We start from the raw sequence: 14286 nt of genomic DNA on the forward strand, positions 1-14286 counted from the left end.
ATAACTCCCCATTGTGTGTTTTTCTAAATTAAATAATGAGTTTAGTTCAATATTTGCTGAACGAAAGGTTAAATTTATTTTGCAGCTAACTGCGCTTCAATCGCGTCACGCATAGCTTTTGATTCTGGTTTGGTTTTACTGTTAAAACGCTCAACCGTTTTACGGTCTGCCGAAACAATATATTTGTAAAAGTTCCAATTAGGTGAACTTGTTGCTTCGTTTAGGTGCTTAAAAATTGGGTTTGCGTCACTACCACGCACCGCGCTGGTAGCGAACATGGTAAAGGTAACACCGTAATTAATGTAGCATACTTTTGCGGTGTCTTTTTCGTCATCTTCTTCTTGGAAAAAGTCATCAGAAGGGAAACCAAGAACAACGAGACCACGGTCTTTGTATTCTTTATGAATTGCTTCTAAACCCTCAAACTGTGGCGTAAATCCACAGTTACTTGCGGTATTCACTATGAGCAATGGCTTACCTTTAAATTCGCAAAGATTAACACTTTCTTTTGAGCGTAATTTACGCAGCGTTACATTGGTAAAGTCATCACATTGAGTTTCTGCGACTGGGTCTGGAATTGACGGGGGAGATTCTGCTGCAAGATGAGTAGACATAAGGCTTGCAGAGAGTAACAAAGCATATTTATTCATAATGATTTCCTGCTAGTTATTTGTGATGAATATACGCTAATATGCGAGAAAGTGATCATTTAATTTCAGTTATTTATGACTATTCGAACAGCAACAGAACACGACTTAACACAGATTGTCGCTATTTATAACGAAACAATTCCTGGGCGTATGGTAACCGCAGATACCGAAGAGGTAACGGTGGCTGAGCGACAAGCATGGTTCGCAGCCCATACAGAACAAAGGCCGATTTTTGTGTATGAGCAAAACTCGAAAGTACTTGCATGGCTCAGCTATAAATCTTTTTATGGGCGTCCAGCGTATGATGGCACAGTCGAAATTAGTATATATATTACCTCAAACGCTCAGGGACAGGGGTTAGGCAAAATGTTGCTTTCGTTTGCAGAGGAGCATGCCAAAACGCTTAATATAAAAGTTTTGCTAGCGTTTATTTTTAGTCATAACCTGCCGAGCATTAAACTGTTTAATCGTTTTGATTATCAGGTTTGGGGAGAACTGCCTGAAGTTGCAATTATGGATGATAAAGCATATAGCCTCGTTATTTTAGGTAAGCACTTAGATCTTAAAGTAATAAAAAAAGCAGTGTAAATTTAGTGACTTTGTTTTTTTTCGACTACTCTAATTAGGTAATTATCATTAATTTGAGCCTAGTGTACTGTGCGAAGAATATTAATTGTCGATAGTAATAGTGTTTTAGCAATGCGCGTAAAAGTGTTATTGGAACTCATTGGCTGTAAAGTCGAGTTATTGCACTTTTCGATGATAGATGACACTGTTTTAACTCAAGAATTTGATTTAGTTGCGGCTTCTCATGGTGTGCCGACAGAAACTATAAAGAAACTGAGTGGGGTGTTTTCGCAAGAAAATTTTTTATTGCTTGCACCCAAAGCACAGCGTAGTGATTTACTCGAGCACTTCAGTGAAATTAATCGCTTGCTGCCTAATTCAGTGGTTATTTACCCATTTTTTGCAAACAAAGAAATTAGCACTTTATTAGAAGGGGTGTTAGAGCTGGGTAGTGACAACATCTTAAAGCTGCCCACGGTATTGGTTGTTGACCATCTCCCAGAACGATTAGAAAAAATTACTCAAAACTTAAAAGGCGCGCACATTAAAACCTTTAAAGCTGGGAGTAAGCTTTCAGCTATTGAAATAATAAATCAACACAGCATTGATTTATTAATAAGCGACTTTACCTTTGAAGATGGCACTGGACTTGAGTTGTTTAACAAGCTGAAAGGGACGCAGCCTAACAGCCGTTGTTTACTGTATACCTCAAAGCCTGAACAGGTTTCGATGATTGAAGCGATTCGTCAGGGGGTGGAGGATGTGCTGGTTAAGCCCGTTGATGATAATAGCCTATTACAGTCGGTTCATAAATTATGGCAAACGGAGCTACTCAAACGCCACAACGCAGAGTTAGTTGAGCGTTTACAAAATACCGTTGATGCCCTCATAGAAAAAGACAGCCTGTTAAGGGTTATTTTTAAACACACTCCTGATGCGATTATATTGTTTGATCGCACGGGTAAAATTATTGAAACCAATGATGCCTGTGAACTGTTATTTGAAAAACCGCTTAAAGAGTTTGAAAACTGCTCGGTGTTTGACTTTTTTGATACACCTTCAATAAACCTTATTAAAGATAAAATAAGCACCCTGAATAAAAATCGACAATTTAGCTGTGACTTAAGACTGCTTAAAGAAAACGGCAATGAGGTTCCTCTCGTAGGCTCGTTTAACGAAATAGATCACCATGGTGAAATTGCGTTGGCGGTTATCTTTAAAAATGTTACCCACCTGAAAGAAAAAGAAGACTTGCTGCTTGAAGCAAAAGACATGCTCGAAGAAGAAGTTAAAGCGCGTACAGCACAACTTGAGCATGCTAAAAACGTTGCCGAGGCCGCAAATCTGAGTAAATCAGAGTTTTTAGCTAATATGTCTCATGAGTTAAGAACTCCCATGCATTCTATTTTAAGTTTTGCACGCTTTGGGCTTGAAAAAGTTGCGAATGACGATCTAAATAAAGATAAGTTAAACAAGTATTTATCGCGGATAGAGCAAAGTGGAGAGCGGTTGCTATCGCTGCTTAATAACCTACTCGACTTATCTAAATTGGATGTTGGCAAGTTTCCATTTAACCCTCAAAAACACAATCTGATCAACATTATAAAAACCAGTATTGATGATGTGTCTGGCACAGCACTTGAGCGAAATATAATGATTCGTCTACTGGAAACTGGGCAAGATATCGTTCTGGATTGTGATGAAGAACAGATCAATCAAATTATGCGCAATTTATTAGGAAACGCGCTGAAATTCAGTGAACCGTTCAGCGAGATAGATATTCAGTTATCAGTGCAAAATAACATCGCTGAAGTAGCGGTTGTTGACCGTGGTATTGGTATTCCAGAGTGTGAACTTGAAAAAGTATTTGCCAAGTTTGAACAAAGTAGCAAAACCAATAGTGGCGCAGGAGGCACAGGCCTTGGGTTAGCTATTTGTCGGGAGTTTGTGAGCTTACACCAAGGCACTATCTCCGCACATAACAACGAATATGGGGGCGCTACAATTTTAGTGCGACTACCTTTGAATATAGATTTGCCTCAGCATTTAGCGACTGAAGAGCAAACTATGAAGCTTAATTAACAAAACGGAAGAACTAGACATGGCCTTGAAGCGAATTTTAGCCGTCGATGATGAACCATTTAACTTAGAAATAATTGAAGAGATCCTCGAAGAACTCGATTTTGAGCTGAAAATGGTCAACAGCGGTCCAGAATGTTTAGATGTTGTTGAAGCGTTTGATCCACAAGTTATCTTGCTGGATGTTAGCATGCCACAAATGAGTGGTTATGAAGTATGCCGAAAGTTAAAAGAAAACCCGAATACAGAAAAAATAATCGTTATGTTTGTGTCGGCCAGAGGCACGGTTGAAGAGCGTATGGAAGGGTATTCTGTAGGGGCTGAAGATTATATTGTAAAACCTTTTGGGCATGATGAATTAAAGCTCAAGCTACAACACTTAAACCAAGTACTGATCGAAAAAGAAATGCTTGAACAACAAGTGGAAGACGCCACATCAACAGCCTTTAATGCAATGGCTAACAGTAGTGAAATGGGCCAAATTGTTAATTATATCGAGCATATCGGTTTAATTGATGATGAAAAAGAGTTGGGCAAAGCATTACTTCATTGTTTAAGCGCATTTGACTTACAAAGTAATGTTGAATTTCGCTTAGCATCGGGTCTAGAGCACTTTTCAGTGTCAGGTGTTTGTTCGCCCATTGTTGTTGAGCTATTTGAAATGCTTAAAAACAAAGGCCGTTTACATGAGTTTTCGAGTCGAATTTTAGTAAATTATGAAATGATTAGCTTACTCATTTTGAATATGCCAGAACAAGATCCCGATAAACATGGCCGTATTCGTGACCACATTTGCTTTTTAGTGAGTGTGACCGAGCAGCAGCTTAAAGCGATAATTACAAAAAAAGAACTGGTAAAACAGCAACAGCAACTGAATGACGCAGTGTCTAAAGTACACAGTAAGTTTAAGGGGCTCATAGAGCTTTTGAATGACAATCGTATTAATAACGAAGCGGTGTTTAAACAGTTACAAGAGGATTTGGAACAACGAATACCCACAATGGGATTAGACGAAGACCAAGAGATCTTTATTTATCAGAAAGTCGATGAAACCATTCAAAACTCAGTAGCGCGTGAAGAGTCAGTGCAGGGAGTAAAGGCCGCATTTAAAGAGATTGAAAACGATTTATCGGTCTTATTAAAGCAATGACACACTCATTGAGTACGCGCGGTGCTGGCCGCGCTTTAAGCATCTCGCGGTAAGCCTTTTTCAACAATACGAATCAAACGTGCGGTTTTACGTAATTTAAGCTGACGCTTGTTCTGTTGTTGTGAAAGCGCCCACTCTATGTGCTCTGCGACCAGTGGGGTTGCACTTTGAAGCGCCTTTTTAAGCGCGATAATAATTGTGTCGCTATAGTCAGCATTACCAAGTCCAACCGCTAGATTTCTTTGCCAGCGCTCATGGCCAATACGACGAATCGGGCTGCCTTCAGTGTTTTTTAGGAATGTGGCTTCATCCCATGCAAAGAGTGTGAGTAAGTCTTGATCTTTTAATTGCGTTCGAGGATGGAAGTCGGCTTCATCGGTTATTTGTCCATAACGATTCCACGGACACACGAGTTGACAGTCATCGCAGCCATACACACGGTTACCAAGTAATGAACGGTACTCTTCAGGAATAGGGCCTTGCAGCTCAATCGTGAGATAAGAGATACATTTACGGGCATCGACTACATACGGCTCAACAATCGCACCTGTCGGGCACAGAGTCATACACGCCACACACTTTCCACAGCCTTCAAAGGTATTTTCGTTATCGATAGGCAGTGGAATATCAACAAATAACTCGCCTAAGAAAAACCACGACCCCGCTTCTTTATTTATCAGAAGGCTGTGTTTTCCACGCCAGCCTAACCCTGCTTTTTCTGCTAATTGCCGCTCAAGGACTGGCGCAGAGTCCACAAATGGGCGAAATCCTAGCTGACCTACTTGTTGTTCTATTTTTTGGCCTAATTTTTTGAGGCGATTACGAATGAGCTTATGGTAGTCGCGACCTAGCGCATAGCGACTTATGTACGCTTTTTCGGTTTGCTTGAGGTTTTTAGCAAAGCTTGCATCGGGTGGAAGGTAGTTCATTTTAACCGAGATAACACGCTGAGTACCCGGTACTAATTCTGCTGGACGGGCACGTTTCATCCCATGCGCAGCCATGTATTCCATGTCGCCGTGGTAACCCAAATCTAACCAACGTTGAAGCTGGGCTTCGTGCTGAGAGAGATCAATATCGGTGATCCCGACTTCTGCAAAACCAAGGTCTTTACCCCATTGCTTAATTTGCTGCGCGAGTTGCTGGTAATCGATAGGTGTTGTCACGGTGAATAAAAAAGTAGCCAAGGAATGGCTACTTTATCATAGTTATAGAAAGCTTAGAATTAAAAGCGTTTCAGCGCCCATTAAACAAACCGCTTTAGCTGTTGTTGGGTTTGTTGGCTAAGTAAATGTGATTGCTCACAATCAGCAAGGGATTCATCTATTTGCTGTTTCGCTTGCTCACCTAACGCCACAATTTGCTCGACACTTTGGTGTGTTTGAGTTTGTGTTTGTTCTAGTAAATGAACAGCACTAACAATCTGTTGTAGCTGCTGTTGATTTTGCTCAAACTCACTCAGCATGTTGCTAAACCCTGCTGAGGTATTGCTAATGGCTGTTTCAGCTTCACTTGAATGGCTAATTAATAACTCAGACTCTTTATTTGTTTCGTTTACCAAGCTATTCATTTGATTAATAAAGTCGCTAATTTGACGGGTTGCATCGTTCACTTTTACAGAAAGAGTTCTAACTTCATCAGCAACAACCGCAAACCCTCGGCCAGCTTCACCAGCACGTGCAGCTTCAATGGCGGCATTTAAGGCTAACAAATTTGTTTGATCAGAAAACTCTTCAACCATTTTTAAAATAGCACGAATATTTTCACTGTTTTCTTTTAACCCCGACACGGTCGCAGAAAAGTTGCCGAGAATTTGGCTGATCATGGCCACTTTTTTTACCAGAGTCGATAGTTCCGCAGCTGAATGTTGTACAAAACTTAGGTGCTCACTGTTAACCGTATGAACACTGTCGGTGTTTGCAGAGATATGCTCTAAACTTGTCGTAATTTGATTACTTGCATCGGTAATTGTATGGCTAAACGTAATTTGTTGATGGCTAAGCTTCGCTGTTTGCTGCATCGATTCTGTCATTTTTGAACTACTATCGGCACTGGCTTGCGCACTTTGGTATGTGGTGGCCAGTAGCTGGCTTAGGTGAGATGTAAAAGTATTGTATTGCTCGCTTAAATCGCGAAATTCATCAAAGGTAAAGTGTGGGAGTTTTGCCGATAAGTCAGCATCATGACGATTAATTTGCGCTAAAGTATCGCGCATAGCCTGTACGGGCCGCACAATTAAAAAACGCATATAAAAAAGTGTGAAAATAAAACTGCCAACAATAACGAGTGTCATGAGCCAGAATAGCCCTGTGCTTGCTTGCTGTTCAGATAAGCTACTGTAAAGCCAAATTAAAGTAATGACCTGAAAGGCAAACACAAACCCCAAGTTACCGACAATTTTACGCGTTAAGGTGTAAAAGAAAGTTTGTTCGATAAAATTATAAATGCGCATATAGCTACTCATTGAGGTGTTATGTTGATTCATGTCGGGCGTTTCTTAGTCTTATTTAATTCCACGTTATTCGACACAGTATAGCTTATTCTTTTTGAGTCACAGCGACTGCAGTGTCATTTGTGTATGGCATGGGAAATTAGTAAAAATTCCATCCACGCCATAATCAAGCATTAACTCGATATCTTCTACCTTATCGACCGTATACGCATAGACTTTAAGTCCGCGTTGTTTGGCATCGGCAACAAACTCATGGTTTATAAAGTTTTTATCAATATGAATGCTGTAGGCATGCAGCTTTTGCGCAAACTCACTGTAATTGATAGGAATTGATGCGGTTAACGCGCCAATCTTCACCCAGGGTAACTTTTGCTTGAGCCACATGAGTTGATGATGATCAAAGGATGAGACTAAAAGATTATCTCTTGATAGCTTTCCAGTGCTAATGTTTGATTCAATAAGCTCTACAAACTTATCAAGTGAAAAGGTATGTTTGAGTTCTAAATTGAGCAGTGTTTTATCATTAACCCAATCAATCGCTTGCTGTAGCGTTGGCACTATTTCGCCATTACCTGCATCGAACTGTTGAATTTGGGCTTTGCTGCAGGCATTCACTTTACCGCGACCTGATGTGGTCCGGTCAAGCCATGTGTCATGAATAATCATATAATCATCAAGGCAGCTTTGTACGTCGATTTCAATACCGTCAACAGCCAAATCTACAGCGGCTAATATGGCACTTTTGGTATTTTCTGGGTAGGTACCACTGGCACCTCTGTGAGCGAATACTTTTATCATTGCGTGTGTTTCCGAGTCACTGACCATGTTTCATAAAAAGCGGCGCTTATAACCAAAACGCCCCCCATAATTGTGCTTATTGTTGGTTGCTCATGCAAAATTAAAAAAGCCAAAAACGTGCCGTATAGCGGTTGCAAGCAAGAAATTAATCCAGCCGTTGAGGCTGATAAGTGTTGTAAACTTGCAGCAAAAAGTGAATGCGGCGCTGCTGTAAAAATAATCCCAGCGGTGATCAATAGCAGCCAATTAATTGTATCAACTTGTAATGGCGGTACTTCAAGGAAGGCGCACAGCATAATACAGGCAATCCACGTTTGATAAAGCATGGTCTGTGGGCCACCGTATTGGCTAAAGTAACGCTTATGAATAATATTTCTAAAAGCAAAAAAGAAGGCTGATAAAATACCGATCGCAATGCCAAGCGTAACATCATTCCCAAGGCTTGCATCTGGGATGAGTAAGTAAATACCGAACATCACCACTACAGCGCTAATAATATCTTTCAGTTGCGGTTTACGACCATGAAAAAGAGGCTCTAAAAATACAGTGATCACGGGGTAAGTAAAAAAGGCAATCATGCCAACAGCAATACCGGCTAATTGCATTCCTGCAAAATAGGTTAACCAATGAATACCGACAGTCACTCCGAGTAATAGAGCAATAAGATAATCACGGCGAGAGTGGAGTTTAATCGCCTTTTTTTGGATAGAAAGTAAGATCAATAAGGCACAACCGGCAATACCTGTTCTGTATACGGTAATGTCTAATGCACTTAAGTTAATGAGCTTGGCAAACAACGCAGTTCCACCAAATAGCAACACTGCAATGTGTAAGTACATAAGACTTTGTTTGTGCGCCTGCATTGCGACCCTTGTTATTATTATGCTTAACTCTCTTTTTAACGGTAATCCTTTGCTTTGTAAACCATCCTATAGGCTAATCCATTGGTTTAGTTCCAGTGTTTCCAGCCTTTTAAATAATAGTGCAGCACATTGGGCTCATCGAGGGTCGAGACTTTTTCGTTATTTGCACTGATATCTGGCGTAAAATTAAATAGCTGTGCATCATTTGGCCATCTTCAGGAACATTAAATAAATAGGGCTTATCTTGGCCATCATATTCTTTGAAGTTGCCATATTGGCCATTTTGCAGAGGCTCTTGAAGGTCTGCGCGTATCAAAAAACAGCTTAAAAAAGCAATCGACGCGATAGTAAAAAGCTTATAGATGCTCATCCTTACTCCAATAAGCTTAAATAGCGATCGTGATAATCACTGCAACACTTATTGCGATGCTGCTTTCGATAACGGCAACAGCGGTATTATTGTCATGCATAGCTTGGTCAAGAGAGATTTTACTGAAGATAATTTTATCAACCAAGTAACGTACGATCGGCAAGATTAAGAAGCCAAACAACGCATCAATAAAAAATAAACTAAGACTTTGTTGCCAAGTATGAAAGCCACCAAGCAGGGCATGGCACAGAATGATTGCTAACGCTAACATGGTGCCTGAGAAGCTCATCGCTACAGCTTTATTGCCTTTTTCAAGCTGTTCATGCAGGTCAAAAGCAGTGAGGTGATCATAGCCTTTAGCAAACATGATCAGCAAAAGCTGTCCGAGTGCGTAAAATACAATGGCTGATAACCACGTCCCTTCACCCGTTAAAGCGCCACCAATGATTAAGGCAGCAGCCATGTAATTAGCAGCTTGTACTAAGCCAACGGCTTCATTTTGTCGATTAATTAACTGTTCTTGGTTGCAGAATAAACGCAGCAGTAACTTATCATTTAGAAAGCGTGAGCATGTTAATAACACCATGCCGAGTACACTATACAGCGATACATTAATTAAGTCGGTCAGTAGGCCCTTGCTTGGTCCTGCTAGTACAAACCCATAAATAATCGTAATAGCGACCAAATAGCCACCAATTGATAAACCTAATGCTGTATTGGCATTATCTGTTAATTGATTTGTGGTGTTGTAGGAGGTTGCTAAGTTATACGACAGCTTTGCGAGTGCGATTATCGCGATAAAAAGAGCGATGTATGCGCTGTTGTACGCCATTGCTGCAAGGTAGTGGGTTAAATTAATATCCATATATATTTGTTAGGTTGTTGTTATTTTCAGAAAATATTACCACAGACTCTTTACTGCGAAGAATATCAACGTGTTATTTTTGGCATATTTAGTTAATTTCTTAAAAGTTTCATAGCATTTGCCTGTCTCATTGCGTGGTTATGGGTTAAAATAACAACATAACCAACTAACAAGATAGTGAATGACAAAACAGGATCCCAATCTCAGTCGAGAACAAGAAAAGTACGAAAACCCAGTCCCTAGCCGTGAGTTTATACTTACTCACTTAGAATCTCGCGCTAAACCAGCAAACTTCACACAACTTTGTGACGAATTACACGTGGATGACACTGAACGCCAAATTGCGTTTAAACGTCGTTTGCGCGCTATGGAGCGTGACGGTCAGTTGTATTTCAATAAATTTAAATGCTACGCGTTGATTGATGAATCAGGCCTTGTGAAAGGCAAAGTAGTTGGCCATCGTGATGGGTTCGGCTTTTTAGAAGTTGAAGGCGAAAATAAAGATTGGTTTATCGCAAAACACCAGATGAACATGGTGCTGCATGGCGACATTGTGCTTGCTAAAGGCAATCGCAAAGGCGGCAGTGGTAAATGCGACGCGCGTATCATTAAAGTGTTAACGAATGAGCGCGCCCCGATTGTTGGTCGTTATTTTGTTGAGCATGGCATTGCGGTGGTTGTTGCCGAAGACCCGCGAATCACGCAAGATATTATGATACTGCCTGGCAGTGAGAATGGCGCGCGCCATAATCAAATGGTGCAAGTTCAGATCACGCAAAACCCAAGTCGTCACATGAATGCAGTGGGTAAAGTAACGGAAGTATTGGGTGAGCATTTAGCCCCCGGTATGGAAATTGAAGTAGCACTTCGAAACCATGATATTCCGCACGTATGGCCTGAAGCCGTTGAAAAGCAAGTTGCCCATTTAGGTGAATTTGTTGATGAGCAAGCAAAGCAAGGCCGAGTCGATTTACGTGATTTACCATTAGTAACAATTGATGGTGAAGATGCACGAGACTTTGATGACGCCGTTTACTGTGAGCGAAAACCATCAGGTGGTTGGCGTTTATGGGTCGCGATTGCTGATGTATCACATTATGTTGGTATGAACACGCCACTGAATAAAGAAGCGATAGAACGCGGTAATTCAGTGTACTTTCCTGAGCAAGTGATTCCCATGTTGCCGAAGGTGTTGTCAAATGGTTTGTGTTCATTAAACCCCAATGTTGATCGCTTATGTATGGTTGCCGAGATGACCGTATCTGAGCAGGGCACCTTAGAGAATTATAAGTTTTACGAAGCGGTGATGAATTCACATGCCCGTTTTACTTACACTAAAGTGCATGCAATTTTGCAAGGTGATGAAAGGCTGTGCGAAGAATACGCGCCAATGGTGCCGCATTTAACTGATTTACATCAAATGTACATGGCACTGAAAGCAGCTCGCCAAGAGCGTGGTGCAATTGAGTTTGAAACGCTAGAAACGCGTTTTGTGTTTGATGCTCACCGAAAAATTGAATCAATCGTCCCTGTGGTGCGTAATGATGCGCATAAGCTCATTGAAGAATGCATGATTTTGGCGAATGTATCGGCAGCTCGTTTATTAGAAAAACATGAGGCCAGTGCACTTTATCGTGTGCATGATGAACCTGATGCTGAAAAGCTTGGTTTTTTCAGAAACTTTTTATCTGAACTGGGCATTGAGTCAACATTGTCAGATGAGCCGACACCAAAAGAAATAACACATGTACTTGCAAAACTAGGTGACCGTCCAGAAGCCGAGTTAATTCAAACCATGTTATTACGTTCAATGAAACAGGCTGTGTATCAACCAGACAACATTGGGCACTTTGGTTTGGCGTTGCCTGCTTACGCGCATTTTACATCGCCAATTCGCCGTTACCCTGATTTAGTTGTGCACCGTGCGATTAAAGCTGTTTTAAAAGCACAAGGCCAACAAACGTCGGGCGAGTATGCTTACAGTAATGATGAAGTTGATATTTTAGGCGAGCAATGTTCAACCACTGAACGTCGCGCAGATGATGCGACCCGTGAAGTCGCCGATTGGCTTAAATGTGAGTTTATGCAAGACCATGTTGGCGATGAATTTGGCGGGGTTATTTCATCGGTCACTAACTTTGGTTTATTTGTTCGCATAGACGACTTACAAATAGATGGCATGATCCACGTAACGAATCTTGGCAATGAATACTTCCATTATGACAATGCAAAACACTGTCTTATTGGTGAGCAAACTCATACGGTTCATCGCTTAGGCGATAAAGTGACGGTTCAGGTATCGTCTGTCAGCTTAGATGAGCGTCGAATTAATTTAGTGTTTGCTGGTGATGTGCCGCAAGACCGCTATGCGCGACGCCGTGCGCAAAGTGCACCTGCAAAACCGAGTATTCGTGCGCAGTTAAAAGCAGGGAAAATCCCTGGCAAAAAAGGGGATGATAGTCGCTCAGACCCTAAATCTTCAGAGAAAGATAATGCAAAGCGTGGCAAGTCTTCTCATGCAAAAGGGCGTAAAAAACCTAACAGCAAACAAGCGGATGTTGTAAAAGCAGGTAAGAAGAAGAGCAAGAAAAAAGCCACCAAAAAGGCAAAAAGACCGGGCAAGAACGCCCGAAAACGTACTAGCTGAGGAGCAAATAATACGTGAGTAATGAATTAATTTTTGGTTTTCACTCTGTTGAAGCTATTTTAGCAAAAGAGCCTGAGCGCTTTTTAGAAATTTATGCGCTAAAAGGGCGTGAAGATAAGCGTTTAAACCCGATTATTGATGAAGCTCGTAAGTTCGGTATTTCAGTGCAATTTATGCAGCGTAAAGCACTTGATAACAAAGCCAATGGTGAACAGCACCAAGGGATCATTGCTAACGTGAAAGCAGCGCGAATGTACAATGAAAAAGATCTCGACGAAATCATTGCCCGCGAAGACACGCCTTTCTTGTTAGTGTTAGATGGCATAACCGATCCGCATAATTTAGGTGCGTGTTTACGCAGTGCGGATGCAGCAGGCGTACACGCGATTATTGTGCCTAAAGATAAGTCTGCAAAGCTTAATGGCACAGCACGTAAGGTAGCCTGTGGTGCCGCGGAAACAGTGCCTTTAGTACAAGTGACAAACCTTGCACGCACATTACGTGAAATTAAAGACGCAGGTGTGTGGGTTGTTGGCACAGCAGGTGAAACTGACACCGAATTATTTGATGCTAACTTAACAGGTCCAATGGCCATAGTGATGGGAGCCGAAGGTGACGGTATGCGTCGTCTAACTCGCGAGCACTGCGACCTACTCGTTAAAATACCCATGGCAGGCACGGTATCAAGTTTAAATGTATCGGTTGCGACCGGTATTTGCTTATTTGAGGTATTACGTCAGCGTAATGCGACGCAGCTTTAATCTTTGCGTTCGACAATAAAAAAGCCGATATAATATCGGCTTTTGCATATCTATATTCGGCACCGCGAATGACAATTAGATTTTTGCGAATGCGTCTTGTAGTGGCGGTACAACTTGCTTTTTACGGCTTAATACACCATCTAACCATACTTTGCTATTCTCAGATTTAACATCATATGCCGCTTCAATAACAGCAACGTCATCAGAGCTTATCAGCATTTGTGAGCCTTCTTTCATGATATCTGTTAATAGTAGTAATACTGAGTGACGGCCGCCTTCTTCTTTTAGCTTCACGATGTCAGCTTCAAGGTCTGCTTTGATCTCATCAAAAACAGCAAGGTCAATGACTTCTAGTTGACCAATACCTACTAGCTTGCCGTTCATGTTGAAGTCTTTAAAATCACGCATAACTAGGTCGCGAGCTGGCGTGCCTTCTACTGCAGATTTTACTTTGAACATTTCCATGCCAAGTTCTTTGAAATCTTCGATACCGGCAATGTCAGCAAGTGCTTCAACACACTTAATATCAGCAGTGGTGCATGTTGGTGATTTAAAGATAACGGTGTCGCTTAAAATAGCACATAACATGATGCCCGCGATGTCTTTCGGGATTTCTACATTGTAAAAATCATACATCATTTTAATAATGGTATTTGAGCAACCCACCGGGCGAATCCAACACTCAAGAGGTGTTGATGATGTTAAGTCGCCTAATTTGTGGTGATCGACTACACCTACAACGCGTGCTTCGTCGATGTCATCAGGTGCTTGTGTTTTTTCTGTATGGTCAACGATATAAACGTCTTCACCTGCGTAGCTAAGTTTAAGCTCAGGTGCTTCGAAGCCAAATTTATCTAAGATAAATTGTGTTTCAGGTGATATTTCACCTAAACGCGTTGGAATGGCCGGTTCATTGATTTGGTTTTTTAAGTAAGCAAGCGCAATTGCACCGCAAATTGAATCTGAATCAGGGATCTTATGGCCCACTACATACATTGACATTGACGGAACTCCTTTAAATTTGGCAGATATTTTAGCAAAGTCTCTACAGATTGATACATAACAGACATGAAATTTTGTTGAT

The 14286-nt window shown here is 41.2% G+C and carries 13 protein-coding genes; 5 read left to right on the plus strand and 8 right to left on the minus strand.

The window, feature by feature from the left end; translation table 11 throughout:
- Nucleotides 1-74: 74 nt before the first annotated feature.
- On the minus strand, nt 75-650 hold the full coding sequence (locus H3302_RS02435; protein WP_182396107.1) for a glutathione peroxidase: 576 nt from the start codon (nt 648-650) through the stop codon (nt 75-77).
- A 75-nt stretch (nt 651-725) separates the two neighbouring features.
- On the opposite strand from H3302_RS02435, the gene H3302_RS02440 reads away from it, so the two are divergent.
- The 3 genes from H3302_RS02440 to H3302_RS02450 all read left to right on the plus strand — a co-directional run bounded on the left by H3302_RS02440 (nt 726) and on the right by H3302_RS02450 (nt 4446).
- Complete coding sequence (locus tag H3302_RS02440) at nt 726-1238, plus strand: GNAT family N-acetyltransferase (protein ID WP_075594459.1); 513 nt, start codon at nt 726-728, stop codon at nt 1236-1238.
- Nucleotides 1239-1349: 111 nt separating this feature from the next.
- Nucleotides 1350-3299: an ATP-binding protein gene (locus H3302_RS02445; RefSeq protein ID WP_182396387.1), complete on the plus strand. Its 1950-nt coding sequence runs from the start codon at nt 1350-1352 to the stop codon at nt 3297-3299.
- A gap of 19 nt (nt 3300-3318) precedes the next feature.
- The gene (locus H3302_RS02450) at nt 3319-4446 is read left to right on the plus strand and encodes a PleD family two-component system response regulator (protein WP_036971147.1); all 1128 of its coding nucleotides are present in this window, start codon (nt 3319-3321) and stop codon (nt 4444-4446) included.
- Nucleotides 4447-4481: 35 nt separating this feature from the next.
- On the opposite strand, the gene queG is transcribed toward H3302_RS02450, so the two are convergent.
- The 6 genes from queG to H3302_RS02480 form a co-directional block, all read right to left on the minus strand.
- Entirely contained in the window at nt 4482-5633 is a 1152-nt protein-coding gene (gene queG, locus H3302_RS02455) for a tRNA epoxyqueuosine(34) reductase QueG (RefSeq protein ID WP_259369876.1), read from the minus strand.
- A 59-nt stretch (nt 5634-5692) separates the two neighbouring features.
- Complete coding sequence (locus H3302_RS02460; protein WP_074988893.1) at nt 5693-6910, minus strand: methyl-accepting chemotaxis protein; 1218 nt, start codon at nt 6908-6910, stop codon at nt 5693-5695.
- Nucleotides 6911-6997: 87 nt separating this feature from the next.
- The gene (locus H3302_RS02465; protein ID WP_065978148.1) at nt 6998-7696 is read right to left on the minus strand and encodes a glycerophosphodiester phosphodiesterase family protein; all 699 of its coding nucleotides are present in this window, start codon (nt 7694-7696) and stop codon (nt 6998-7000) included.
- Nucleotides 7693-8559 (minus strand): DMT family transporter, encoded by an 867-nt coding sequence (locus tag H3302_RS02470; protein WP_182396108.1) that lies wholly within the window; start codon nt 8557-8559, stop codon nt 7693-7695. Before H3302_RS02470 ends, H3302_RS02465 begins: the two co-directional genes overlap by 4 nt.
- 109 nt (nt 8560-8668) lie before the next feature.
- Nucleotides 8669-8929 (minus strand): hypothetical protein, encoded by a 261-nt coding sequence (locus H3302_RS02475; protein WP_182396109.1) that lies wholly within the window; start codon nt 8927-8929, stop codon nt 8669-8671.
- Between the two features lie 16 nt (nt 8930-8945).
- Nucleotides 8946-9794: a DUF350 domain-containing protein gene (locus H3302_RS02480; protein WP_231387308.1), complete on the minus strand. Its 849-nt coding sequence runs from the start codon at nt 9792-9794 to the stop codon at nt 8946-8948.
- A 181-nt stretch (nt 9795-9975) separates the two neighbouring features.
- On the opposite strand from H3302_RS02480, the gene rnr reads away from it, so the two are divergent.
- Entirely contained in the window at nt 9976-12441 is a 2466-nt protein-coding gene (rnr, locus tag H3302_RS02485; RefSeq protein ID WP_182396110.1) for a ribonuclease R, read from the plus strand.
- Nucleotides 12442-12455: 14 nt separating this feature from the next.
- On the plus strand, nt 12456-13202 hold the full coding sequence (gene rlmB, locus H3302_RS02490) for a 23S rRNA (guanosine(2251)-2'-O)-methyltransferase RlmB (protein WP_075594453.1): 747 nt from the start codon (nt 12456-12458) through the stop codon (nt 13200-13202).
- A gap of 75 nt (nt 13203-13277) precedes the next feature.
- On the opposite strand, the gene H3302_RS02495 is transcribed toward rlmB, so the two are convergent.
- Nucleotides 13278-14204 (minus strand): manganese-dependent inorganic pyrophosphatase, encoded by a 927-nt coding sequence (locus tag H3302_RS02495; protein ID WP_182396111.1) that lies wholly within the window; start codon nt 14202-14204, stop codon nt 13278-13280.
- Nucleotides 14205-14286 lie beyond the last annotated feature (82 nt).

It is taken from the genome of Pseudoalteromonas sp. MT33b (assembly GCF_014117385.1).
Lineage (GTDB): Bacteria > Pseudomonadota > Gammaproteobacteria > Enterobacterales > Alteromonadaceae > Pseudoalteromonas > Pseudoalteromonas lipolytica.